This is a genomic window from Duncaniella sp. B8, from assembly GCF_005304985.1.
GTDB lineage: Bacteria > Bacteroidota > Bacteroidia > Bacteroidales > Muribaculaceae > Duncaniella > Duncaniella muris.
Window position 1 is genome coordinate 2,610,543 of record NZ_CP040121.1, and the last position, 24,041, is coordinate 2,634,583.

The following is a 24,041-nucleotide window of genomic DNA, read 5'->3' on the forward strand; positions in this document are numbered from 1 at the left end:
TAAATTGCACAAAGATAATAATAAAAATGTGACAAATCCGTAAATTTGCAGTCGTAAAATCGAATGAAAATGAATCTGACTGATTTTCTGATAGTCTTTCTGGGCAGCGGGCTTGGCGGTGTATGCCGTTATGGGCTAAGCCATGTCATACAGACCAATGCAGGCGCTGCGGCTTTCCCCTGGGGTACTTTCGCGGTCAATATGGCGGGATGCCTGCTGATTGGTCTGATCTATGGCTTTGCTGAAAAGTCTGATCTTTTGAGCCCGGAGTTGCGTTTGCTTGCCACTGTCGGTTTTTGCGGCGGGTTTACCACATTTTCGACTTTTGTAAATGAAAACTATCTTCTGCTTGGTATGTCAGAAGGCATTGTAGCCATAGCCTATGCTCTTGCAAGTCTGGCAGTCGGGCTTGGATGTGTGTATGCCGGCCATTTGCTGGTGCGTTAGACAGATGACCGGCATAACTCTGGCTGTATCAGGCAGTGAATATACTTTCAGTCATCTATAGTTCTGCGACATATATCTGAGCGTTTTCATACTTCCTGACTTTCACCCTTGCTCCGGCATGGATGAATCCTTGGATAGCAACCGCATCGAGCACATCTCCGTTGATCTCTACTTTTCCTGCCGGGCGCATGTCAGTGACAGCCGTGCCGTCAAGGCCGATATATGCAGCCGGAGTCATGTCCACTCCGATATAGCCTTCATCCACCTGCTGAGTCAGCATAAGTTCTGTGTGGCGGCGCACCCACTTGGGACCATAGGACGATGTAAGATACCAGATGGCAAGCACCGCCAGACCGAGGCCGACGAGGAAGATGACCATTGAGCTCCAGATGGCGTCGGCGTTCATATGGGAGAGAGAGAAGGTGTAGTGCTCTATGAGGCCGAGGATAACAGCCGCGCAGACACACGAAATTCCGGCTATGCCTGTGATTCCGAAACCTGGCACCACAAAAACTTCAAGAATTATCAGCATTATGCCCAAAACGAACAGCAGGATTATCCAAGAACTCGCTATGCCGCTTATATATAATGGCAGGAAGTAAAGTATAGCGGCGATTATGGCTGCCGCCGAGGGGAAGCCTACACCGGGCGAGTGGAGTTCCATATAGATCCCGCCTATAATGAGCATGATCAGCACCGCCTGCACTGCAGGATTTGTGAGAAAGCCGATTAAGTTGTCGAGCCATGTAGGGTGATACTCCTTGATGGCATATGAAGCCGGATGATATCCGAGCTGCTGCATTATCTCGTCAACTGATTCTGCTTTGCCGTCGGCATAGTTCCATTTTACGGCCTCGTCAGCCGTGAAGGTCAGCACTCTTGTAGAGTCGATAAGGCCGCCCACACTGACCCGCGGATCGACCATAGCTTCTGCCACGAGCGGATTGCGGCGCCATTCCGACTTTCCGTCCGGGCTAATGGTTTTCCCATGCCGCTCGGCGGTGGCGCGCATCATGGCCCGCATGTATGACTGATATTTGTCAGGCATGGCCATGCCGTCGGTGCCATTAACCACAGTGACGGCTCCCATCGAGGCTCCGCTTCTCATAAACACAGAGTCGCAGGCCAGTGCGACGAGTGCTCCTGCCGAGGCTGCGTTGTTGTCAACGAACGCCACTGTTGGGCGAGGGAAGTTGAGCAGCGCGGTGCGGATTGAGTCGGCGTGGACCACGGATCCGCCGTAAGTGTTGAGGTGCACAATCAGCAATTCGGCATCAAGGCGCGAGGCTTCGTCAAGAGCCTGCCGGGTGTAGCGCCAGGTTGAAGAGCCTATCTCGTCATCAAGGCGGAGCATATAGACACCATGTAATTCATCGGCATTGATTGTGACCGGATATATCAGGGCTATGACGGGGAGGACCCATAGCCATAAGCGGAATTGTAGATGTGATCGGTTCATTGCGGTTTGGTTGTCATTAGAGGTTGTTTCGGGGTGATTTTCTAAAGCTGTCGCGGATCCAGGAGGGGAGTATGCATGCTCCGACAAGCAGATAGATATAGTAGCTTATGATGCGCCAGAACAGAGCGATTATCAGAGCGATGCCGGCGCTGTGGATCAGGTCGCCGTAGTAGGTGGTGAACAGCCATTCGCTGATGCCGGCGCTGCCGGGGGTGGGGCTTATCATCAGGCATATCCACACCACGAACTGGCGGGCGAAAACAATCAGCTGATCGGCATGAGGGGCAAATCCAAGGAAAAGAGCGTTGACAACAAGGTAGCGTGAGGACCATGAGAGAGCTGTGGCGCCGAATGTCTCAAGCCACCATCTAAGGGGGCGTTTGCGGAGATCGCGTCCGGTTGCTTCCATGTTTTGTCCGAGCTGATCTACTTTCGACGCCCATTTCCGGAGCAGTCTGAAGTTGAACAGCCAGTTCAGAAACCTGTGGATGCCGTGGGGTCTTATGATGATTCCGAAAAACAGAATAGAGGTCCAGAGGAATACTATCGCATAGACACCCCAGAACACAGACTGTAGGCCCACGGTAAAACTGCCGTGTCCGAAATCGAAAAGTTCGCTGTAGGGCACAAGCAGCATGATTACCGGTATGGAGAGTACGAAGAAGAATTCGTCAAGGAAGAGGGTGGTCATCATCAGCGTGGTGGCGCGTCCGAATTCTATGCCTTCACGGTTGAGATAGACCATGCCAAGGGCACTTCCGCCGACTGCCGATGGAGTCACGCAGGATGTGAATTCACAGAGCATGTCGACTTTGAGGGCCTTGTGCCACGAGAGCTGATGGTCAGTAAGAGCTCTGAAACGCCATGTCAGACCGAAGTCCCGGCCTATCATGAACAGCCATGCGAGAAGAATGCAGGCTATGACACGGGCGTCAAAATGAATCGAGTCCCACACCTCCGGATTGAATTCTCGGTGAAACAGCCACATTACGACTCCGATACCTATGGCCATAGGTAGGAATATTTTCCATAATAGTCCGAGCACCTGCCTGCGCTCCGATGGAGTGTTGTTTTTATTTTTTGTGACAGTTGTGCTCATATCGGTCGGTTATTTCGGCATAGCGGATTAATACTTCATCCATGACATCGTGCCATGAACGTGCAAGAGTGGCGCGGGCTCCGTATCCGGCTTTTTCTTTCATAATAGGGTCAGATGCGATGGTGCGAATGGCGGCTGCATAAGCTTCGGGAGTGCGTTGGGTCAGAAAGCCGTTTTCTCCGTCTCTGACAAGTTCGGCGGCTGTAGAGCCTTCGAGCAGAAGGGAGGGGGTGGACATAGCTGCCGCCTCTCTGACCACGAGCGGAGCATTGTCATAGAACGAAGGGAAAAGAAATAGATCGGATGCGGCGTAGAAGCGGCGCAGCTCTTCACGGTTGTCAATCACACCGTGGAATGCCACATGGGCTGAAAGACCCAGCTCACGTGTGAGTTCCTGCATGTCGTGAAGGGCATAGCCGGTGCCTATGAAATTCATGTGAAATTTCAGACCAGCAAGACCGGCGAGTGCGCGGACTATGATCTCGATCCCTTTTTCGAGAATGTGTTGTCCCACGAATAGAAGCCCGAATTCATCATCTGCGAGGCCTATATGCCTGCGCGCTTCTTTCCGGTAGGCAGACAGATCTGAAATTCCTTCGCTGAAATCATTGCCGTTCTCCACCACTTTGACATCTCCGGTGTAACCGTACTCTCTGAGAGTCTCTTCAACGGCGCTCTGTGGAATCCAGACTTCAGTGGCGGAGTTGTAGAATTCGAGCAGACGTTTCATCTGGTATCTTACCATCGGACCGGGGAGCGAGCGTTCGAGATCGGTCCGGTATTTGGAGTGGAATGTGGCAACGAGCGGTATGTCATGCTTTCTTGCCGCATAGGCTGCAAGTCTGCCGGACGAAAAAGGACAGTGGGCATGGACGAGTCTGAATGGTGTAGACCGCAGTTTGCGCCAGATGAAAGGGTCGAATCTTGGATAACCGTAGCGATAGGGGTGGCGGTTATAGATGGGGAGCGAGAGATAACGATACATGGTGAAGTCACCTTCGGGACACGAACCGGGAGTCCAGGGGGTGACTACACAGACTTTGTGGCCTGCCGCGGCAAGCCATTGGCAATAGTTTTCGACTGTCAGAGTGACGCCGTCAAGGACAGGAGGGAAGCTGTCATTGAAAAGTCCATAGAGATTGGGGCCTGTTTCCGGAGTCATAAAACGATAGTTGAAAGTGAGTTTCTTCCAGACCGGAAGATGAAAACGGAGTAATTACAAAGATAACACTTATCAACCGATTCAGGATTATTAAGAGGCCTAAAATTTTCTCCGGATGATTTTTTTTGATGAAGTCCGCTGTATGTCCGGATCGAAAATCAGTGCTTTCGGTGCGCGGAGATGCCCGACCTCGGTTTCTATCAGATTTATCAGATTGTCGGCCGGTTCCCGGAGATCGGTGACAAGGACCGCTTCTTCGCCCCAGCGCTCGCTTCGGCGTGATGCTATGTAGAAATTCGTACCGTCAGGAAACAGATGTGCTATCTTTTTTTCAATTTCCTCAGGGCTTATTTTCAGGCCTCCGGAGTTGATGACATTGTCAAAGCGTCCTCTCCAGCGGAATGCCTGCGGACTGTCAAGCTCTACAATATCGTTTGTGACGAGCTGTCCGAATGACATTGTCTCACTGTTTATGACAAGGCATCCTCTTGGATCTGCCGAAAATCTGAAACCGGGGAGAGCCGAGAAGCATTCCGAACCGAGTCGGCGCAGCGCCACATGGCTGCATGTCTCGGTCATGCCGTAAGTGGCAAAAGAGGGTATGCCGGAGTCGATGATGCGCTGTTCGTCTGCAGGGGCAAGCGGTGCTCCTCCTATGATCATGTTGTCGATGCGGTCTGTGAACCCGGATGACAGCACTCCGCAGACTTGCGAAGGCACCACAGGCAACAATGAGATCCGTCGGCCGGTGTTCAGGCTGAGTCCGGACAGCGGACGGTTGGTCGCGTCCTCCACTGTCAGTGTGGCTCCGGATTCCAGTGCGCGGACAATCTGCATTTTTCCTGCTATGTAATCCGGCGAGAGGGGCAGGTGGAGCCATGATCTGGAGTGGAGGCCGAAAAAATTTATAGTAGCTTTGGCCGAGGCCCGCATATCTGTTTTCAGAAGGCGGATTTCTTTAGGCGTGCCGGTAGAGCCTGAAGTGCGGGCAGTGACGTAGGGAGTCGGACTATTCCACTCTTCAATAAATTTTTTTGCTTCAGGTGTCAGAATTGTTTCCATGCCAGTTGAGGAATTTCCCACTTTCCGGCAGGGTTGTAGGATAACCTGTCGCCGCTGACTGACAGCGGTGAGGGAATGTTGTTGTCATACAATTGGCCTGTACCCAGTCCCTGCGGCATGTCTGATCCGAGTGTCGCTGTCCACTGTGCTATGGCATTCAGCCCTATGTCTGATTCGAGGGCTGAAGTGATCCACCATCCGGCACCGATTGTCCCGGCAAGTCTGATCCACTCTTCCGTGCCTCCTATGCCACCGCAGAGGGTGGGTTTCAGTACGATGTATTGCGGGCGGATCGTTTCAAGCATCCGGCGCTTCTCTTCAGAATCGTTAAGGCCGATAAGTTCTTCGTCAAGGGCGATCGGGATGGGGGAGGTGCGGCATAGACGCTGCATTTCCTGCCATTGGCCTGCTCTTACCGGCTGTTCGATGGAATGGATGTCAAATTCGGTAAGCCGCCTGAGTTTTTCATCTGCTTCCTGAGGGGTGAAAGCGCCGTTGGCATCAAGCCGGAGTGTGATTTCAGGAGCTTGCGAACGGATGTAGCGCAGCAGGTCTATCTCTTCATCAAATTCAATTCCGCCGATTTTGACTTTCACACATCCGCAGCGGTCAGCCAGTTTACGGGCTATCCGTTCGCGCATGGTTTCGCGGTCACCCATCCATACGAGGCCGTTGATCGTGATGGGTTCTCGACCTTCGGTCCAGGCAGAGGGGTAAAGGATGCGGTGCCCGTTGTTTCTGAGATCAAGTGCGGCAGTCTCGACGGCAAACCTGATTGACGGCCAGTCGGCAAGCAGGTCCGGATTTTCGAGGTAGGTGTCGATGGCGCGGCAGACTGTGTCAAGCATTTCTTCATAGCCCGGCCGGTCGTCACAGCTCAGACCGCGGAAAAGTCCGGCCTCGCCGATGCCATAAACCGCAGGGTCGGCCTGATCGGATATTTTTATATAATATGTATCCTTCCGGTTCATGCGTTCACGTGAGGTTATGGCAGTGAACCGGAAGAATAATTCATATTTACACCAAGTGGCCTGCATACGTTCCGATTGTGTTTTAGCCCGGAAATTTAGGGAATTTGTCGAAGTCGGGGTCGCGTTTTTCAAGGAATGCGTTTTTACCTTCCTGTGCTTCCTCCATGAGATAGTACATCAGGGTGGCGTCACCTGCGAATTCCATCATGCCGCGCTGGCCGTCAAGTTCGGCATTAAGTGCGCGCTTGATCATGCGGATGGCCATCGGAGAGCGGCTCAGAATAGTTTCACACCATTCCACGGTTTCGTCTTCCAGACGGTCGAAAGGCACGACTTTGTTCACCATACCCATTCGTTCGGCATCCTCGGCGCTGTACTGGCGGCAGAGAAACCAGATTTCGCGCGCTTTTTTCTGACCTACACAGCGGGCCAGATAGCTTGAGCCGAAACCGGCATCGAAACTGCCTACTTTCGGGCCTGTCTGGCCGAAGCGGGCATTGTCAGAGGCTATAGTAAGGTCACAGACCACGTGGAGCACATGGCCGCCGCCGATAGCATAGCCGTTTACCATAGCGATGACGGGCTTGGGAATCGAGCGGATTGCCTTATGGAGGTCAAGGACATTGAGGCGGGGCACTCCCTGCTCGTCGATATATCCGCCTATGCCTTTGACTTTCTGATCGCCGCCAGAGCAAAAAGCCTTGTCACCGGCTCCTGTCAGTATGATCACTCCAATGTCAGACGCTTCACGGCAATAAGCCATAGCTTCAAGCATTTCACGGTTAGTCTGCGGGCGGAATGCGTTGTAGACCTGCGGACGGTTGATGGTTATTTTGGCAATGCGGCCATATTGTTCGAAAAGTATGTCTTCATACTTTTTAATCTTTTTCCATTCTCGTGCCATATATTTGCGATTGTTAAATTACACATGCAAAATTACCAAAAAATCAGAGATAACTTCGTATCTTTGTTATCCAAAATCCAATTATTTCTCATATATAGATATGGAAACGCCTCAGCTTGAACTAATTCTTATCAATATATCCGGTCAGGACCATCCGGGTGTGACATCGGCTCTCTCTGAAATTCTTGCCAGCTACAATGCCGGCATTCTTGATATCGGTCAGGCCGACATACATCATACCCTTTCACTGGGTATTCTGATAAAGACCGATTCGGCAGTGTCAGGCAACATTATGAAAGAATTGCTTTTCAAAGCTACCGAACTTAATGTGAATGTGCGTTTCTCGCCGGTAAGTATTGAAGAATATGAGAACTGGGTCGGTATGCAGGGCAAAGACCGCTGGATAATAACGATTCTCGGCCGGCGGCTGACGGCCCGGCAGATTGCCAACGTGACGGCCGAAATCTCTGAGCAGGGTATGAATATCGACTCCATACAGCGTCTGACCGGACGAATGCCTTTGGGAGAGGAAGAGCAGCCGCTGTCAAAATCGTGTGTTGAATTTTCAGTGCGCGGCATGCCGAGAGATACGGCTGCGATGCAGGCGCGCTTCATGCAGCTTTCACAGGAAGAAGAGTTTGACATTTCGATGCAGGAAGACACTCTTTTCCGCCGTTGCCGCAGACTGATTTGCTTTGACATGGACTCTACTCTTATTGAAACTGAGGTTATTGACGAACTGGCTATCAGAGCCGGTGTCGGCGACCAGGTCAAGGCTATAACCGAACGGGCCATGAGGGGTGAGATTGATTTCTGCGAAAGTTTCCGCGAACGTGTGGCGCTGCTCAAAGGACTTGATGAAAGCGTGATGCAGGAGATAGCTGAGAATCTGCCTATAACCGAAGGACTTGACCGAATGATGCAGGTGCTTAAGCGTGTGGGCTACAAGACAGCCATTCTGTCAGGCGGTTTCACCTATTTCGGAAATTATCTCAAGCAGAAATATGGTTTTGACTATGTCTATGCCAATGAACTTGAAATCGTTGACGGAAAGCTGACCGGGCGCTATCTCGGAGAGATTGTCGACGGACGCAGGAAAGCCGAACTACTTAAACTGATAGCTCAGGTGGAGAATGTGAACATTGCGCAGACTATTGCGGTCGGTGACGGAGCTAACGATCTGCCGATGCTCTCCACCGCAGGACTTGGTATAGCATTCCATGCCAAACCTAAGGTCAAAGCCAATGCCGAACAGTCAATTTCGACCATCGGACTTGACGGAGTTCTTTATTTCCTTGGCTTTAAAGATTCGTTTATTTCAGAGAAGTAAGACTCTTTTTGAAATTGCCAGCTAAATACATGTGAAAAGGTTGTAACGTTACAATCTTTTTTCGTGGTTTATTACTATCTGTTACACTGATTAAACACAGACTCTATGAAGTATTTCAGATACAATAAAATCGGGCCAGTCAATTGCGAGAGTTCACCTACGTAAAAATTTATGATAGAGAAAATAGTAGTTTTAGGTTTGGTCCTGGTCTGTGCAACGGTGACAGTTTCGGCTGAGGAGCCAAGTGACAGCATAATGGGTACGGAACTTAATGAGGTTGTTGTCACCGGCAACTCCGCCCGCCAGCGAATCAGTAACCCAAGGCTTGGAGCTGAACGGCTTGAATTGTCAAAGATGATACAGGTTCCGGCCTTTGGCGGCGAAGCCGATATCATAAAGTCGATCACACTGCTTCCCGGTGTCCGCAGCGAGGGTGAAGGCGGTGGCGGATTTGAGGTCAGGGGCGGTAACGCCTATCAGAACCTTGTTCTGGTCGATGGCATATCGTTATATAATCCCAGCCATGTGATGGGGATCTTCTCGACTTTCAACGACAATGCTCTCGGAAGCGCTACCCTCTACAAAGGCGCTATCCCGGCCATGTATGGAGATGCGACATCTTCGGTACTTGAAACTACTCTCGCTGCCGGGGATATGGAAAATTATCACGGGTCAGCCTCAATCGGAATACTTGCCGCCAAGATCAAGGCCGAAGGCCCGATTGTGAAAGATAAACTTTCGTTTGCCGTGGCCGCACGACGTTCTTACGTGGATGCATTTCTGAAAATAGTTCCCCAATACCGCAGCACAGTGATGAATTTCTATGATGTGTCGGCCAAGTTGCGCTATTGTCCTTCGCCAAGTCATCTGATCGACGGCTCGTTCTTTATCAGCCACGACAATATGGCGGTTGCCGACCTTATGGGATTATACTGGGGCAATCTCGGAGGATCGGTCAACTGGGTGGCCCGTGCCAATGACCGGCTTACGTTCACTACAACTGCGGCATTGACTCATTTCAGTCCTGAAATGTCAATGGACATGATGGATGTCAATGAAGCCATGTGGACCTACATACATAATTACTCCCTCAACGAGAGGCTGCGCTGGCAAATATCCGAATGGCACGGACTGGAGTTCGGATTGCGGTCAGAACTTCTTAAGGTAAAGTCGGCGGAATGGATGCTTAACGCTTCGCGCGAGCGTGAAATCAGGTCACTTTGGGAAAACTCTGCCTGGGCGGAATATTCCGGATCGTTTGCCGAAAAGCTTGATGTCACCGCCGGCCTGCGCCTCAATGTGGCATCAGTGTTGTCTCAGAATCGCTTTCATGAATTCCAAAGCGCCTATGACATCCCTAATCAGTTTGACGGCAAAACCTACATAGAGGTCGAGCCTCGGATCAATCTGAAATATAATCTCACGCATCTGCATAACGTAAAGGCAGGATTCGGCATATCAACCCAGAATCTTCACGCTATCCGCGCCAACGCCACATCTTTCCCATTTGACCGCTACGCTCTTACTTCGGCAATCGTAAAGCCTGAACGTTCGCTGCAATACGGGATAGGCTACAGCGGCATGACTGGGAACGGCGCGTTTGACTGGTCGGCCGAAGGATATTACCGAAGCATGGATAATGTCTACGACTTCAAGGATGGCCGCAGTACATTCTCTGACATCGCAATCGAAAGTATTATATTTGGAGGATGTGGCCGGAGCTACGGTGCGGAGTTCATGTTTCGCAAGAATACAGGACGTCTCACAGGCTGGCTGTCTTACACGATTTCGCACACAGAAACCAAGATTCCAGGCATCAATGACGGCCAGTGGTATAATGCTACCAATGACCGCCGCCATGATTTTACCGTCACGGCCATATATAAACTGTCTGACAGCTGGAATCTTTCCGGCTCATGGATTTTTATGTCCGGCCAGCCGTTGACGGCTCCTGATGTGAAGTATGAAATCAGCGGCGAGACGTGTTACTACTATTCCAGGAGAAACGCTTATATGACACCTCCTACCCATCGCCTCGATCTTTCCGCCAAATATATCCACACCGGGAAGAAACTTACATATGAATGGGCATTCGGAATCTACAACGCCTATTGCCGCTACAATCCGTTTTTGGTCTACTTCGAGGATGATGCGTCCAAACCATCCGGAACACGTGCAGTGCTGCATGCAATGTATGGTCTTGTTCCATCAGTATCATATACTCTTAAATTCTGATGATTATGAAACTATATAGCATTCCGGCAATGATGTGCATGCTGCTTCTGCTCGCATCGTGCGAAAAGGAACTTGATTTCAAGTATCACGATATAGAACCGTTGACCGTTATTGAGGCGGAGCTTACTCCTGACGGGGCGAAGGTAGCCATCACCAGTACGACTCCTATGGATGAGCCTATGGACCGTACACATCTCACGGATGCAGTGGTGACACTGACCGATCTGACAGACGGGTCTGTATATGGTCTCCATACGGATTCGGAGGGTTTCTACACAGACCTGACACCAGGCGTTGCGGACCATGACTATCGCTTGACAGTGGAAAGAGCCGGTTGTCGTTATGAGGCTATCGCCACTATGTATCCGCCGACCGAGATAGAAAGTCTTGAATTCAACTGGATCAAAATGCCCTACGATCAGGTGGCTGTCTTTCAGGGACGGTTCTACGATGATGAAGCCACGGAAGGGGACTGCTACTGGATAAAACTTTATCGCAATGAAAAGATTTATCAGTGGGGCGAGATGGATGACCGCAGTGCAGCAGACGGCATAAACACTTTTATCACTATGACCACCCGCAAGGACACGGATGAAGAGGATGATGATACGGTGCTTTTTGATGGTGATGTACTTACCTGCACTGTTTTGCCGGTTTCACGCGCCATGCACGATTATCTCGAAGCGTTACAGAATGACAGCAATTGCCCTGCTATGTTCAGCGGTGACAAATGTCTCGGATACTTTGTGGCTACTTCTCCTGTATCAGCTTCCATCGTATTTCGCCCTGATGAAATTCCCGAATACAAATGAACCGCACGTCAAAAGCATTTTCTGACTTCTGAGGTGCGGTTCGGGATAGAATCTGTTTCCGGTATTGCCGTGGTGGAGACGGATTTCGGATGTTTTATCGGGCCGGTGTCACAGTGAGCTGAGAGCCGGCTGAATGGGCCGATAGCTGCGGGGCATATTGGCTCTGGACTGTGGCCAGGCCGCTGGCAAACTGTCCGGCATTGTTTACCCACATGTCGTAGCTCAGCACATAGGTGCCTTTGGGCAGATGGTCAATGAAGATTCTCGTTGAAGAGTCGCGGTTCTCGCGGTAGAAGTAGATGCCTTCTGCAAAGATCGGCTCCGGTAACTGCTCAACCGGTTCGAAGCAGGCCGGACGCTCATCGATTATGGTGACGTAATCCATGTCGCGGTCTACTTTAAGTGTGAGTGTCACACTGATCCGCTGTCCTACTCTCAGGGTGTCAGCGAAAGATGTGTTGTTTTCGCCGGCATTGCCTTTGAGCACAAGATTCTTTTCTACAGAAAGCGCCTGGCAGGAGGCCGCCTTGACAGATGTCATGGAGTCAGTATAGAGATAGAAGACCGAGCCCCATGCCGGGGAGTTGCCGCTGCGGCTCACTTTCAGATCAGATGGCTTTCCTGCTTTCAGTGACAGTTGCGCACGGAATGAGCCTGTCAGACGTTCGATGTCAGACGGTTCAACTGTCTTGCCTCCGACCGAGACTTTGGTGCGGCCGGCCGGGGTGATCCAGTTGCGCGACGTAGAGAGGACAGATGCTATCACTGAGGATGTAGTGACGGATGTGCCCCAGTCTTTCGCTTCTTTCTGGAGTATCAGCCACTGGCGGATCAGGTCTATTTCCTTGCATGACGGATCAATCGCTGCATACGCATCGAGAATCAGGGCTGTAGTGCCGGTTTTGCCCATTGACCAGATGGTCATGTTGTCGAGCGACGGCCACCACATCCCTTTTTCAGGCGATGACTCCGCATATTCGCTCAGAGAGGCAAGTACGTTTCGGGCGACGGACTGATAGGAGTTCCGGTTGAGGATCATTGCATAGACAGCTTTGTCGAAGACGGATGAAGTCTTCCAGCCTGACAATATGCGCTGCACTGTCTGGCCGACAATCTTTGAATCAGCCGCCGGTGCGCCTGAAAGATTGCGGTAGAATCCGCGCATATAGACATATGAGGTGTAATCTCCGTCAGGATGCTTGTTGTAATCACGTCTTGTTTCCTTGTCCATCCATTTCAGCGCTGAAATGATCATGGAATTAAGTTCGCGTGAATCCGGTAGGAATCCGAGCTCAAGCAGATGGCCAAAGAGCAGGAGTGCATTTTCGGTTGCCCAGGCAGATGCTTCCTTGCCTGACGAATACCAAGCCCATCCGCCTCCGTTGCGCTGGAGCTTACGGAGGGTAGCGATGTTGGCAGCGATTGTCTGTCTGACTGTTTTTCCGTCGAACAGCAGTGCCAGCCGGCTCATTCGCTCGGTGTCGTTCTTGGCATCTGTCATCCAGGGAGTGGCTGCGAGCAGAATCTGCTTCAGATCTTCGTTGCGCTGGAGCATTGATGTCAGCATGCCCTCTGATTTATTGCTTGAGTTCCATTCTTTGAGTGCTGCGGCAAGATCCGGATTGTCTCGCAGGAGACCTGAGGCTATGGCTGCGGAGAAAATGGAGGCTGCGGCTTCATTGGCGGTCGAGGCTTCAAGTTCGAGCAGACCGGGGAGAGCTGTGACCACATACCATGTCGGATTGTCGCAGTATTGCAGCGTAATCCGGACGTTGTCGGGTGTGACGGGGAGGGTCATGGTGAATTTTCCCTGATCCGGTGCTATATAGAACGGATAGGTGTCAATGACCGGGGTTACAGCCGGGAGGATGGGCAACAGGGTCTGCTCGCCGTCAGCAAAGCGGTCAGATGCTGATTTGATGCGATAACCGACAAGGGGCATGTCAGACGGTGCGATGAATTCTATGCCGACAGTGGTTGCGCTGCCGGGATTTATCGAATCCGGACGGCTATAGGAGACAAGTGTGCTGCCGTCTGCCGGATCGAACAGCTCGACTGTGGTGCTGACCGACAGTCTTTCATCACTGCCGTTCATGACTGAGGCTTCGATAATGACCTTGTCGCCGACTCGCAGGAAGCGCGGAAGGTTGGGCTGGACCATAACCGGTTTGGAGGCTGTGACTTCAGACATGAAAGTCGTTGAAAGCAACGAGTCGGTGAATGCTACGGCCCGAAGTCCCCAGGTTGTATTGGCGTTTGGAACGGTAAATGTCAGTGACAGACGTCCGTCAGCGGCGGTTTCAAGCATCGGTTTGAAGAAGGCGAGCGGGACTTCCCGGTCTCTGAATGTGAAAGGTGCCTCTCCTGCTGATTTTTGCTCAGCTCCAGACCCGCTTTCGGCAACGCGTTCGTCATCATAGGCTGTGTTGTCAGCCATTTTTGCTGCGGCCATATAATTTGTGGCTGATGTCACGGCGGCTCCGCAGTCCATAGCTGCTTCTTCTACAACAACCTCTTCGGAGTGTTCTCTGACTATATTTAATTCATCAACGGCTTTAATGCTACGGGAGCCATAGAGACTTGCGCCGCGGATGCGGATGCCGCTTGTGAATGCGAATCTGTTGAATACAGGGAGCCCATAGGTGTCAAAGGATGGTGCTGTGATTCTGTTTTCGGTCAAAAGTTTGCCTGGGCGGTAGTAGACTCTTTGATATTCTTTGGCGTTAAGATCCGGCTGAGACCACCTGAATGAATAGCCTCCGCCCCAGGATGTAGACGGTGTGAAATCCCAGTCTGTTTTTGCAAGTGCGTCAAGCGCGGTGTTATACATGTCCATAATGACAGCTGACTGTCGGCCTTGGCCTGACCGGTCGGTGACACGGAATGTCCAGGTCTCTTCCGAGCCGGGGATGGTGCGGTCGCGGAAAGATTCTGCAACGAAGTGTATGGCCTTGGCTCTGACATCGCGTCTGAGAGTAAGAGAGGCCGATTCATTCCGGTAGTTGCCGGTGAGGGCTATCCTTATAGTTGCCGATTCAAGTCTGTCGGGCAGATGCAGTTTCAGTCGGTTCATTCCGGCATTGGCTTTTACCCATGACTGTGATAGTATGGAGTCAGGAGTGTGGAGCGTGACAAGCAGGTTGGTCGGGCAGTTGACGGCATATAGCCATTCGCCTTCACCTGAAGTCTCCGAGGCTTTCACATCTGCTGACGGATACCATAGCAGCTTGGAAGGTGTGGGCGTTTCTTTGTCTGAGGGACGGTAGAGAACAGCGTCTTGTGAAACCGGAGCAGCCAAAGTTGAATCAGCTATGGAGAATTCCAGTCTGTAGCTGCCTGATTTTACTCCGGTGAGATCTATGACGGGCTTGCCGGGCATGATGGAGCCATTGAATACTTTTGCATTATCACGTATGACTGTGAAGTCAACCGGCATCTTTACGATAGAGTCTCGATAGTCCGTGACTTCTACTTTTATGGCTGTGGTCGGAGCTGAGATGTCAATATCGGCAGGCACAGATGCCCTGATGGCATAACGCATCCCGGTTGAAAATACTGTTGTGGCAATCTGGCTTTCACCTGTATTTGACATGGCTGATACCTCGGCGTTGAACAGGCCGCCGGGAATCGGGCTGAGTGCGAGTGTGGATTTCGGAATCACGATGTCGAATTCGCCTGATCCATCAGAACTTGCTTCCAACGTCTGGAATGCGACAGGTGCAGAGCGATTCCACCACCGCAGCGGCTGCATGGCGGCAAGGGTCACAGAAATTTTTGCGTCTGCGAGCGGGAAGCCGGCGTAGGTCTGAATGCGTCCGCGGAGGCTGACGTCACCGGCAGCCGGATAGTCTTTTTCTACAGGATCAAGTATGATTTTGAATGTAGGAAGCTTGTAGTCGCTCACCATGAAGCGGACCGGGTCATTGTTATTGTCTATTGAAATGCAGAAATTTCCGCTCAAAATTTCTTTAGGCAGAGTGAACTGTCCGTTCACGCGCCCGTAAGAATCGGAGGTTATTTTCGCAGTGTCAATGCCTTGGTATTTTGAATCGCGGAGAATTGCTGTAACCTCTTTATTGATTAGGGGCCTATGCTCTTGACCTTTATATTCATAGCATATAGCCATCCATTCCACACTATCGCCGGGGTGATAGAGCGGAAGAGAGGGGTAGCCTGACGATGTCTGTCGCCATTCGGGAGAATTGCGGCGATTGTTGTCGTTATAGATCCAGAGTGGCAGTGCAAAGCGGTCACCGTCTTTAGACATCACAGCATAGCCGTTTTGCGGGAAACTGGCAGAGCCGTCAGCTGCGGTGGTGCCGATCAGACGGGGAGTTCCTGTTTTGCGTGATGATTCCGGTATGACTGATATTTTCGCCCCCTCTACTGGAGCTCCGTCTGAAGCACGAAGTGCCCAGACTTCGGTCTTGTCAAAGAATGAAGCGGCTATGGAGTAATCGGAAATGTGGATTTTATGATACCAGTTACGGCTTTTCTGCGGAGCTCCGTCAATAGTCGCGATAGCCACATACTGACCGGGACTGCTGAACCTGTAACCGATAGTCAGTTCTTCATTAAACGGAATAGCGGCAGAGGCCGATGCGCTGAACGGAATTACAGCCAATGGTTTCAGTGATGGAAGACCAATGCAATTATAACTTTGTTCGGCGATGGGAGAGGACGATACATTATATATATATAGCTTGCCTGACTTGACGTTTGAAACGGAAAGTCTGAACGTAACTTCCGAATCAGGCGCTGAGACAGTAGGGTAGGAGAGTTCTATCCCTTGCATTTCGATCTCTGAAAGGGTGTTCTTGAGATTGTTGTTGCGGCGGAATGCCGGAAATGCTTTAAGATTGTGGCGAATAGCTTCAGCCAGCCATTTTTTTATTTCTGAGTCATTGCAGCTGACTGCGAGAAGAATGTCTCCGGAATATTCAGACGTGCTGTATTCTTCATATAGAGATCTGAGCAGTTCTGACTTGCGCTCTGTCGGCGAAGACGACAGATTGTCTCCGCTCCATACGTGTGAAGTGATGAAGTCCAGACGGTTGATATCAGTAATGATGAATGGAGCTGAGACCGAGTCATGGAATCTTAGCAGAGATGCATATATGTCAAGGATTCTGCTTGCTGTCGGGTCGAAGCGGTTGAATGGCACTTTGAGATATAGGTCATGACGTGTGAGCAGTCCCCATGAAAGGATATTGCTCATGCGTCCGGTCTCGTTCAGCAGTCCTATGGCCTTGTTGGCTATGAAGTCAAAGATGGAAGGATAGTAGATCTGAGTCTCATTGCGGGCGCTGAGATTCTTTCCGAGTGACAGGGCAGTGGCATAGGTTTTGATCGGAGTGGCTTTAAGCTCTGACTCCGGAAGAAGGGCAGTGTCGATTAGCGAGTTGATTTTCATCCGGAACTGTTCACCGCTCCATTCCTGATAATTTTCGGGCAACGGAGTCAGCGGAAGATCGCGGCTGTCATATTTCCAGCGGGCCGCTGAATAGGTCGAGGCGTAGATGTCGGCTTCGAGCATGATAAGCATCGAGCGTAACACCGGATCGGATGCCAGGGCTGCGACGGAATCAATTTTGCTGATGGCATTGGCGCTCCTAAGGGCGTCAATCCGTGATTCAGCGAGATAATAGTCAATGAGCGCCCGCACAGTTGCCGGGCCATCATGCTTTTCCAAAGCAGACGAAAGATCTTTTTCAGCTTGCCGACTGACAGTTTTGGGATAGGCAAAATCCGGTCTGGTGGCTGTCTGTGCATTCATGTCTATCGGTTTGCAGAGAGAAAGGAATGCGAAAACAGACAGCAGAAAGAATATTCTACTGGCATACATAAATAAAAGGAATAGAGAAGTGGGGGGTGAAAAAGAGGTTTAGTAAAAGGGTTTATCTTTTTTGTTGGCGGCGATGCTGGCGCATCAGCTGGCGGGTGAAATCACGTTCGGCATCCTTGAGCTTAAAGAGTTGTTGTGGCGTAAGGATGGATTTGAAATCCTTGAAGTATTTCATCTCGATCTCATTTTCGCGGCCTTTAAGTTCATAGGCTGCTTCAGCAGCTTTTTCATATTCCAGATCTGTAGCTTTGTCTCCTTTGCGCATAGTCTGCTGGTAGAGTTGTCCGGCTTCCTCCTGAACTTTTCTGACTTCATCTTCCATTGAATTGTAAAGAGGCAGAAAAGACGTTTTCTGTTCATCATTAAGCGCGAGCTTTTTGATGAGGAAATCGTTCTTGTATTGCTGAATTTCTTTCATCCATGTCACCCGTTCACGCTCTGACGGGCGCTGAGCCTGGATTGACAGTGGTGAAACTGTAGCGGCGGCTATAGAGAAGACAATGGAAAAGATGATCTGTTTCATGAAGGTGCGGTGGTTTGATAAAGACGAGATATGGGTCAGATGTCAGAAATGGGGAATTCCGGATTTTCCGGAATCACGGTCGAGTCGGTGAATTCATCTGTCAGTTCTTCTTCACAGACAGATGGATCAAATCCGGTTTCATAGAGATCCTGCATCAGCTGATATTCGCTGATATCTCCCTCGTTTATAAAATATTCGTTGATAAAGTGATCGTTGTTCAAAGCAGCAGTCATGACAGGATTGTTGTCAATTGAGAGCCCGGAAGAGTCGGTGCGCATCAGGTCAAACATTTTCATCATGCACCATACACCCATGAACATTGCGGCAAGATACAGATATGGTCTCACCCGCTGCCATGCAGTGTGTGGCATGACCTTAGGCTGAGGCTTTTCCCATTCCATTTCAGGAAGCGAAGCGGCCATGCGTGCGGCAAAATCATCGAAATAACCGTCTGGCACGGTCATTCCGTCGTTTCGAGCTGCCTTTGTCAATATATCTTTCATCGTGTCTCTTGTTTTTTGAAGCTTAAAATTGATTACAATTTTATGATTAGACTCTCCGGGCAGAATTTAGTTTAATCAGAGTCTGCAAAAAATTGTTCGATTTTTTTTACAGCGAGATGATATGATGCCTTCAAGGCTCCGACAGATGTTCCCATGATTTCTGACATCTGTTCGTATTTCATGTCATCATAGTAGCGCATGTTGAAAACAAGGCGCTGCTTTTCAGGGAGTGTGGCTATGGCGTTGCGGAGTTTTAGCGCAAGCTCGTTGCCGTCAATGTTAGTGTCTGCCTGGATGAGAGCTATGAGTTGAGATTCATCGTCATCGAGTGAGATCCCTCGTCTTTTTTTCTCACGCTCAAGATAGGAGATGCTTTCGTTTACTGCGATTTTATACAGCCATGTTGAAAGTTTGGCATCTCCACGAAAATTTTCTATGTTCTGCCAGGCTTTTAAGAATGTGTTCTGGAGGATATCATCGGCATCGTCATGAAGCTGGACAGTGCGACGGATCAGGCGATAAAGCGGCTCGGAATACAGACGGATGAGGTCATTGAACGCCGCGCGGCATGTCGAGGGGTCTCTCAGACGTGCCACGAGAGTCGAGTCGTCAGGCTTAAGATCTTTTTCCATCTGTAAAGTGATGATGTTATTTTTACAAAAATAGGAATAAATTGTTAATCAGTTCGCAAAAATAGTCATAATTGATGTTAATCTTAGATCTTAGATTGCCATTGTCTCCCGTTGCGGCAATACAGTGTAAGCAGATAGTCCCAGCCGAAATTTTAATTTTCAGGGCCGGGGCTGTCTGATTATAGAACCATAATATATATGTAATGGTCTCTGATATTATTGACGGGCATATGACCGTATGGTCGGGCTTTCGATGTCTACTCCGTAGTCCTGGGCGCGTTGGAGTATGGCACGGGCCAGTTTCGGTTTTAGATCTTCGGGGCAATATCGGAAGTAGGCTTCGGCAGCACGTACATGGGCTGCGTCAGGCATAGGATATTCCCGGCGTTCAGGAAGACCGAACACGGAATCCGGCATATCTTTGCGCTCTTCGTAGGAAATCTTATCACTCATGACTGTTATTCATTAGCGGGTTAAGCGCCATAGATTTCAGCTTACAGGTTGAAGCGGACACCAACCTGAAGCAGACCTTGCGCTCCAAAACCAAGTTCGCCGAAAATGCTGGTGACACGGGTAAGATTTACATCAGCTCCGAGTGGAGAGGCCTGGAATGCGAAGTAGGCTTTGTTTTTAGACCAGTCGTCACCGGCCATGTGGGTGATGTCAACACCGATGCCGAGATGTCCGTAAAGTGTTGCTACCCGGTTTCTCCAATAGTCGTAGCGGCCGTTGAGCATGATCACGTGGTAATAGGCATTCGCATCATCTGAGTGCTTGTAGCTCGCCGATGAGAAAGTGTATGAGATACCAAGGTGTGTTTTGGGCATTACTTTGAAGTTGACAGCTGTGGTCAGTGCTCCCCATGCGCTGTTGACTGATCCTCCGTCGTGCATGTCAGTGGCGTCCATCTGAGTGTAGCCGCCGTAACCGATCTGGAGTTGTGCTTTCTGGGCGTGTGCTCCGAAGGCCATCCCTAAAACAGCACACATGATAAGTAGAATTTTTTTCATCTCTTGGTGTTATTAAGTAGTGATAAATAATAGTTTCCGGTGATCGTATCCGGTAATTTGCGATTGGATGCAAATGCGGATTCGGTTTAATAACACTAAATGGAGATGAAAAGTTTATTGCAATGCCATATATTCATTGTCAGGATATCAATATCCGGGGCCAATGTAATGAGGTATCAATACCATTGCACGCCGTTGGAGTATGATGAGCGTTTGTCATACTTGAGGTCTTGCAGGAGCGAGGATTTGACTGATATGTGGAAATTGTAGCTCTTGTATGGTCCTACCGGCACGAAGCTTGCGCGCATGGTGAAGCAGTGCATGTCACGCGAGATGTTGCAGTTCATGTAGGCGAGTTTACGGGTGTCGAAGTTGTAGCTGGCCGAAAAACCGAAATTCCAGTTGGCCGTTGGTCTGATATTGCCTGAAAAAGAAAGGTTTTGAGTTATCTTGCCTTTGTATTCCAGTTTTTTGTAGTCGAATTCTCCATAGCCGTAATTGACGGAGTAGTTGAATGTGAGATTCCAGGGCACACTCCATTTCATGTAGCCGTCATCGTCAAATTCCATGCCGGAATTTTTCTTGCTGCTTTTTCGGGTGGGGCTTTCGTAGTCAGATGTTGTTTCGGCAAATTCCTGATCCATGCTTTGGGCTTTGCCGTTGTCTTTTTTGTCTTTTTTATCCTTGTCTTTGCCGAACAGCTTTTTGAAAGTGTCGTTGTTGAAGGTGTAGCTGAACGAAGTGCCTGTGCTTGAAAGCTTGCCCCAGCCTTTGCCTTGAGATATGCGGAGCTTGTTGACACGCACGGGGTTGCCGGCTGAGTTGAGCGCATAGGTATAGACATCCCAGGTTGCCGAGAGGTTAAGGTTGAAGTTCTTGACCAGACGGAGCATTATTGAGGTGTTGAGATTTGACCAGCGCATTGAGTCGGCGGCAAAATTGTAGCTTTGTGACAGCGAAAGGTTTTCGATCAATGAAATTTTCTTCTCCCCGATCGAGTCTTTGTCTGACTTGACTTTCATTTCCAGATTGTTGGCAAGCGAGATGCTTATGGCGCCTGTTTTGCCTTGGCCGGGGACTCCGAACAGTGAGTTCGGGAAGTAGGAGTAGGTGCGTGTCTGCATCTCTCCTTTGGCGTCAGGATACTGGTAGGATCCGTAATAGCCGAAAAATTTCGATGCAAAGTCCGGTGATCCGGTAAAAGAGATTGTGGGGGTGAGCACGTGGCGGATCATCTTGACCTTGTCGCCCAGAAATGGCAGCGGCTGGAAGAAGCCGTAGATTTTGGTGTCAAGCGATACTGCGGCACTGAAGTCCCAGACGTTATAGAAATTATAGGTGGTGTCAAGGACCTCGGCGGAGGCATTCGGATCCCACTGCCGGCGGACTTTGGTTGAATACATTCGGTCGGTCAGGTTGATCGACGGGGTGAGGTTGAGGTATTTGAACAGGTTAAAGGTGGCGCTGATGGGGATGCTGTGACGCATGCCGTTGCGCCAATCCTTGATGAGGCTTTTCTTGAAAAATTCATCCTGCTTTGCAGTCAGGGAGTTGTTGAACTGACCTGAATAGGAGAGTTTGATTTTTTCATACCATTTCTCTTCACCCACAGCGCGTTTACGCTTGAAGGGATAGAGCTGAGACATGGTTATGGTGAAGTTGGGAAAAGAGACGGCAAGATTTGAGTCCTGGGAGCGCTGGGAGATGTTGGCTGTTGTCGAGACGGACCATTTTGAGTTGGGAAAACGGTAGGTCATGTTGATCGTACTGCTCTTTGTGTTTTCGGTGAAAGCGTTTGAGTAGTATGAGTTCAGGTCGTTTCGCGTATAGCCGCTGGTGGTGAAGTTCACGCTTGCCGAGAGACTCATGTTGGGGTTGGCTTTTGAGTCCTGGCTGTGGTTCCAGAGCACCTGGAAGTTGGTCGACTTAGTATAGTCGGGCATTCCTTTGTCGCCGGTGATGGTCTTGAGATACGAGATGTTGAATCCTCCGGAATATTTGTATCGTTTGACATAGCGCGATTCAGCGCGCAGGCCCCAGGAGCCGAGGGTGTAGATCTCGCCGGTGAGGGCAAGGTCAATGTTGTCGCTGAGTGCGAGGTAGTAACCGCCGTTACTGAGATAGTAGCCGCGGTTGTAGTCATCGCCAAAGGTGGGGAATATGATACCGGATGAATATTTTTCAGAGAATGGAAAGTATCCGAAAGGCACAGCTAACGGGAGTGGCAGTCCGGCAAGCACCATATAGGCCGGTCCGCTGACCACGTCTTTGCCTGGCCGGACTTTGGCTTTTGTCAGCTGAAGATAGAAGTGGGGGTCATCGTGGTTGTCGCAGGTGGTGTAGCGGCCGTTCTGTACATAGAAAGTGTTTTCGTCTATTTTCTTTGTCTGTCCGCCTGTCAGATAGCCTTCGCCCTGTTGGGTGATTACATCGGTGATGTAGCCGTATTCCGTCTTGAAGTTGTAGTGCATTGTTTTTGCCTCATAAGATGTCCCGTTGTCTTCGAATACGGGAGTGCCGAAGAGGTCGCCGACGGAGTCTACGCCGCCCATTGCATAGACGGTGTTGTTGTCGAGATTCATCTCGATCTGTTCGGCATCAAGTTTGATGTTGCCATAGCTGACTTTGCTGTCGCCATACATGAATGCGGTGTTGCGCCCGATGAGCACCATTGAGTCTTGGGCCGAAAAGTCGACAGCATTGTCAAGGTCTACCTTTGTGCGCACGATGTTCGATCCCTTTTCCGGCGGAGTGATGCGACGGCGGCTCAGCTGTGACCGGCGGGTGCTGTCAGGGGTATAGGTGTGGCGTGTTATCTGGCCGGCAAGGCTGTCAGCGGCTATGCCGGCAGAGTCAGTGCTGAGGATAGCCGAATCCGCTGATGCGATTTGCTCAGGCGCAGGCGCTGACCGGCGGTTAGCTGTGGCATCAAAGGGGGTGGCTGGTTTCTGGTATATGATTTCGTCGGAATCCAATGTCTCGGTTGTGTCAGGACTGAGGCTGTCAGCGGCGGATATTGGCAGAGGTTCAATTTCTGTAGGCTGGGCCTGTGGCGAAGGAATGGATTCCGGTTGCATGACATCAACACCCCCGGCAATTGAACCGGGGTTTACGGAGCGCGAGAATGCACCTACGGAGAGGGCACACAGCAGCACTATTGTGATGATATATAGTTGAGAATATCTCAAAACTGCACCTTAATAGTAAGATAGACGTAGTTCCTTTGGGAAAATGGAAGATCTCGGAATGGAGGTGAAATCTCAGGACCTGTCAGGAAAATCTCTGCAAAGATATAACATTATCCGAAAATAGACAAAGAGCATATGGGATATACAGCATTAATTATTGTAAAAACAGTCATTCGCGCGGTGTTTAGAGTTTGGATTTCAGGCGTGAAGATTGAAATTTATAATTAAAACCCAAGATTTGTATTAATAATTGTGATTTTTTGGCTAATTTTGCATTGTAAAACGGGCTGTGGCCCGATTGATACAAATGCATTTTTAATAAACCATTATAGAGCAAATTTTAAAACTAATGGCAAGACAACATTTTGACATGCTGGATTTCAAGATTCTCAAAATGCTTTCCAGCAATGCTCGCAAGCCGTTTCTTGAGATAGCACGTGAGACTAATGTATCAGGCGCAGCCATACATCAGCGCATACAGAAACTGACTTCGTCCGGCATCATAAAGGGCTTTGAGACAATAATCGACCCCGCATCTGTCGGTTACGAGACTTGTGCATATATAGGCTTTATCCTGCAGGACTCTTCAAAATTCAATGAGGTTGTCCAGTTGCTTAAGGATATACCTGAAGTGGTCGACTGTCACTTCACTACAGGCAGCTATGATATTTTCGCCAAGATCTTCGCCCGCAACAACGAGCATCTTCTTGAAGTGATACATCAGATCAGCCTTGGCGCCGTTGGACGCACCGAAACTCTTATCTCATTTAAAGAGGTGCTCAAGCGTCCGATTCCTATCCAGGCCGAAAACTTCGACTGAAAAAGGAGCCCTGATTAAACAACTTCTAATTTATTCTTC

18 protein-coding genes are annotated in these 24,041 nt (G+C 50.0%); 5 read left to right on the forward strand and 13 right to left on the reverse strand.

The window, feature by feature from the left end; all coding sequences use genetic code 11:
- Nucleotides 1–69 precede the first annotated feature (69 nt).
- Complete coding sequence (crcB, locus tag FDZ78_RS11050) at nucleotides 70–447, forward strand: fluoride efflux transporter CrcB (protein ID WP_107031599.1); 378 nt, start codon at nucleotides 70–72, stop codon at nucleotides 445–447.
- A 55-nt stretch (nucleotides 448–502) separates the two neighbouring features.
- Here crcB and FDZ78_RS11055 read toward each other — a convergent pair whose 3' ends face one another.
- The 6 genes from FDZ78_RS11055 to menB all read right to left on the reverse strand — a co-directional run bounded on the left by FDZ78_RS11055 (nucleotide 503) and on the right by menB (nucleotide 7,104).
- Nucleotides 503–1,906: a nodulation protein NfeD gene (locus tag FDZ78_RS11055; protein WP_123611055.1), complete on the reverse strand. Its 1,404-nt coding sequence runs from the start codon at nucleotides 1,904–1,906 to the stop codon at nucleotides 503–505.
- Between the two features lie 16 nt (nucleotides 1,907–1,922).
- Nucleotides 1,923–3,005 (reverse strand): lysylphosphatidylglycerol synthase transmembrane domain-containing protein, encoded by a 1,083-nt coding sequence (locus FDZ78_RS11060; protein ID WP_123611054.1) that lies wholly within the window; start codon nucleotides 3,003–3,005, stop codon nucleotides 1,923–1,925.
- Nucleotides 2,980–4,167 carry a glycosyltransferase gene (locus FDZ78_RS11065; protein WP_137426204.1) on the reverse strand — a complete coding sequence of 396 codons (1,188 nt, stop codon included), beginning with the start codon at nucleotides 4,165–4,167 and terminating at the stop codon, nucleotides 2,980–2,982. The genes FDZ78_RS11060 and FDZ78_RS11065 overlap by 26 nt, the downstream gene beginning before the upstream one ends.
- Before the next feature lie 99 nt (nucleotides 4,168–4,266).
- A complete protein-coding gene (locus tag FDZ78_RS11070) occupies nucleotides 4,267–5,229 on the reverse strand; it encodes an AMP-binding protein (protein ID WP_136408558.1) in 963 nt (320 codons plus the stop codon).
- Nucleotides 5,214–6,200 (reverse strand): o-succinylbenzoate synthase, encoded by a 987-nt coding sequence (locus tag FDZ78_RS11075; RefSeq protein ID WP_240743515.1) that lies wholly within the window; start codon nucleotides 6,198–6,200, stop codon nucleotides 5,214–5,216. The genes FDZ78_RS11070 and FDZ78_RS11075 overlap by 16 nt, the downstream gene beginning before the upstream one ends.
- 82 nt (nucleotides 6,201–6,282) lie before the next feature.
- Nucleotides 6,283–7,104, reverse strand: a complete 822-nt coding sequence (menB, locus tag FDZ78_RS11080) for a 1,4-dihydroxy-2-naphthoyl-CoA synthase (RefSeq protein ID WP_136408560.1) — start codon at nucleotides 7,102–7,104, stop codon at nucleotides 6,283–6,285.
- A 100-nt stretch (nucleotides 7,105–7,204) separates the two neighbouring features.
- On the opposite strand from menB, the gene serB reads away from it, so the two are divergent.
- The 3 genes from serB (at nucleotide 7,205) to FDZ78_RS11095 (ending at nucleotide 11,481) form a co-directional block, all read left to right on the forward strand.
- On the forward strand, nucleotides 7,205–8,434 hold the full coding sequence (gene serB / locus FDZ78_RS11085) for a phosphoserine phosphatase SerB (protein WP_123398686.1): 1,230 nt from the start codon (nucleotides 7,205–7,207) through the stop codon (nucleotides 8,432–8,434).
- Nucleotides 8,435–8,605: 171 nt separating this feature from the next.
- A complete protein-coding gene (locus FDZ78_RS11090) occupies nucleotides 8,606–10,669 on the forward strand; it encodes a TonB-dependent siderophore receptor (protein ID WP_136408561.1) in 2,064 nt (687 codons plus the stop codon).
- A gap of 5 nt (nucleotides 10,670–10,674) precedes the next feature.
- A complete protein-coding gene (locus FDZ78_RS11095; RefSeq protein WP_168182043.1) occupies nucleotides 10,675–11,481 on the forward strand; it encodes a DUF4249 family protein in 807 nt (268 codons plus the stop codon).
- Nucleotides 11,482–11,575: 94 nt separating this feature from the next.
- Here FDZ78_RS11095 and FDZ78_RS11100 read toward each other — a convergent pair whose 3' ends face one another.
- The 7 genes from FDZ78_RS11100 to FDZ78_RS11130 all read right to left on the reverse strand — a co-directional run bounded on the left by FDZ78_RS11100 (nucleotide 11,576) and on the right by FDZ78_RS11130 (nucleotide 23,182).
- Entirely contained in the window at nucleotides 11,576–17,257 is a 5,682-nt protein-coding gene (locus FDZ78_RS11100; RefSeq protein ID WP_168182045.1) for an alpha-2-macroglobulin family protein, read from the reverse strand.
- A 121-nt stretch (nucleotides 17,258–17,378) separates the two neighbouring features.
- A complete protein-coding gene (locus FDZ78_RS11105; protein ID WP_107031517.1) occupies nucleotides 17,379–17,849 on the reverse strand; it encodes a hypothetical protein in 471 nt (156 codons plus the stop codon).
- Between the two features lie 35 nt (nucleotides 17,850–17,884).
- Nucleotides 17,885–18,352 (reverse strand): hypothetical protein, encoded by a 468-nt coding sequence (locus FDZ78_RS11110; RefSeq protein WP_107031518.1) that lies wholly within the window; start codon nucleotides 18,350–18,352, stop codon nucleotides 17,885–17,887.
- A 71-nt stretch (nucleotides 18,353–18,423) separates the two neighbouring features.
- Nucleotides 18,424–18,984: an RNA polymerase sigma factor gene (locus tag FDZ78_RS11115; protein ID WP_136408564.1), complete on the reverse strand. Its 561-nt coding sequence runs from the start codon at nucleotides 18,982–18,984 to the stop codon at nucleotides 18,424–18,426.
- Nucleotides 18,985–19,200: 216 nt separating this feature from the next.
- A complete protein-coding gene (locus tag FDZ78_RS11120) occupies nucleotides 19,201–19,437 on the reverse strand; it encodes a hypothetical protein (RefSeq protein WP_107031520.1) in 237 nt (78 codons plus the stop codon).
- A gap of 41 nt (nucleotides 19,438–19,478) precedes the next feature.
- On the reverse strand, nucleotides 19,479–19,994 hold the full coding sequence (locus tag FDZ78_RS11125) for an outer membrane beta-barrel protein (protein ID WP_136408565.1): 516 nt from the start codon (nucleotides 19,992–19,994) through the stop codon (nucleotides 19,479–19,481).
- A 176-nt stretch (nucleotides 19,995–20,170) separates the two neighbouring features.
- Nucleotides 20,171–23,182 carry a putative LPS assembly protein LptD gene (locus FDZ78_RS11130; protein ID WP_136408566.1) on the reverse strand — a complete coding sequence of 1,004 codons (3,012 nt, stop codon included), beginning with the start codon at nucleotides 23,180–23,182 and terminating at the stop codon, nucleotides 20,171–20,173.
- 349 nt (nucleotides 23,183–23,531) lie between these two features.
- Between FDZ78_RS11130 and FDZ78_RS11135 the strand changes: the two genes are divergently transcribed.
- On the forward strand, nucleotides 23,532–24,002 hold the full coding sequence (locus FDZ78_RS11135; RefSeq protein ID WP_107031523.1) for an Lrp/AsnC family transcriptional regulator: 471 nt from the start codon (nucleotides 23,532–23,534) through the stop codon (nucleotides 24,000–24,002).
- Nucleotides 24,003–24,041: the final 39 nt, after the last annotated feature.

What these genes read in the sequence shown, in the direction of transcription:
- crcB (WP_107031599.1), top strand. Translation starts at nt 70, where the DNA reads ATGAATCTGACTGATTTTCTGATAGTCTTTCTGGGCAGCGGGCTTGGC.
- FDZ78_RS11055 (WP_123611055.1), bottom strand. Translation starts at nt 1,906, where the DNA reads ATGAACCGATCACATCTACAATTCCGCTTATGGCTATGGGTCCTCCCC.
- FDZ78_RS11060 (WP_123611054.1), bottom strand. Translation starts at nt 3,005, where the DNA reads ATGAGCACAACTGTCACAAAAAATAAAAACAACACTCCATCGGAGCGC.
- FDZ78_RS11065 (WP_137426204.1), bottom strand. Translation starts at nt 4,167, where the DNA reads ATGACTCCGGAAACAGGCCCCAATCTCTATGGACTTTTCAATGACAGC.
- FDZ78_RS11070 (WP_136408558.1), bottom strand. Translation starts at nt 5,229, where the DNA reads ATGGAAACAATTCTGACACCTGAAGCAAAAAAATTTATTGAAGAGTGG.
- FDZ78_RS11075 (WP_240743515.1), bottom strand. Translation starts at nt 6,200, where the DNA reads ATGAACCGGAAGGATACATATTATATAAAAATATCCGATCAGGCCGAC.
- menB (WP_136408560.1), bottom strand. Translation starts at nt 7,104, where the DNA reads ATGGCACGAGAATGGAAAAAGATTAAAAAGTATGAAGACATACTTTTC.
- serB (WP_123398686.1), top strand. Translation starts at nt 7,205, where the DNA reads ATGGAAACGCCTCAGCTTGAACTAATTCTTATCAATATATCCGGTCAG.
- FDZ78_RS11090 (WP_136408561.1), top strand. Translation starts at nt 8,606, where the DNA reads ATGATAGAGAAAATAGTAGTTTTAGGTTTGGTCCTGGTCTGTGCAACG.
- FDZ78_RS11095 (WP_168182043.1), top strand. Translation starts at nt 10,675, where the DNA reads ATGAAACTATATAGCATTCCGGCAATGATGTGCATGCTGCTTCTGCTC.
- FDZ78_RS11100 (WP_168182045.1), bottom strand. Translation starts at nt 17,257, where the DNA reads ATGAATGCACAGACAGCCACCAGACCGGATTTTGCCTATCCCAAAACT.
- FDZ78_RS11105 (WP_107031517.1), bottom strand. Translation starts at nt 17,849, where the DNA reads ATGAAACAGATCATCTTTTCCATTGTCTTCTCTATAGCCGCCGCTACA.
- FDZ78_RS11110 (WP_107031518.1), bottom strand. Translation starts at nt 18,352, where the DNA reads ATGAAAGATATATTGACAAAGGCAGCTCGAAACGACGGAATGACCGTG.
- FDZ78_RS11115 (WP_136408564.1), bottom strand. Translation starts at nt 18,984, where the DNA reads ATGGAAAAAGATCTTAAGCCTGACGACTCGACTCTCGTGGCACGTCTG.
- FDZ78_RS11120 (WP_107031520.1), bottom strand. Translation starts at nt 19,437, where the DNA reads ATGAGTGATAAGATTTCCTACGAAGAGCGCAAAGATATGCCGGATTCC.
- FDZ78_RS11125 (WP_136408565.1), bottom strand. Translation starts at nt 19,994, where the DNA reads ATGAAAAAAATTCTACTTATCATGTGTGCTGTTTTAGGGATGGCCTTC.
- FDZ78_RS11135 (WP_107031523.1), top strand. Translation starts at nt 23,532, where the DNA reads ATGGCAAGACAACATTTTGACATGCTGGATTTCAAGATTCTCAAAATG.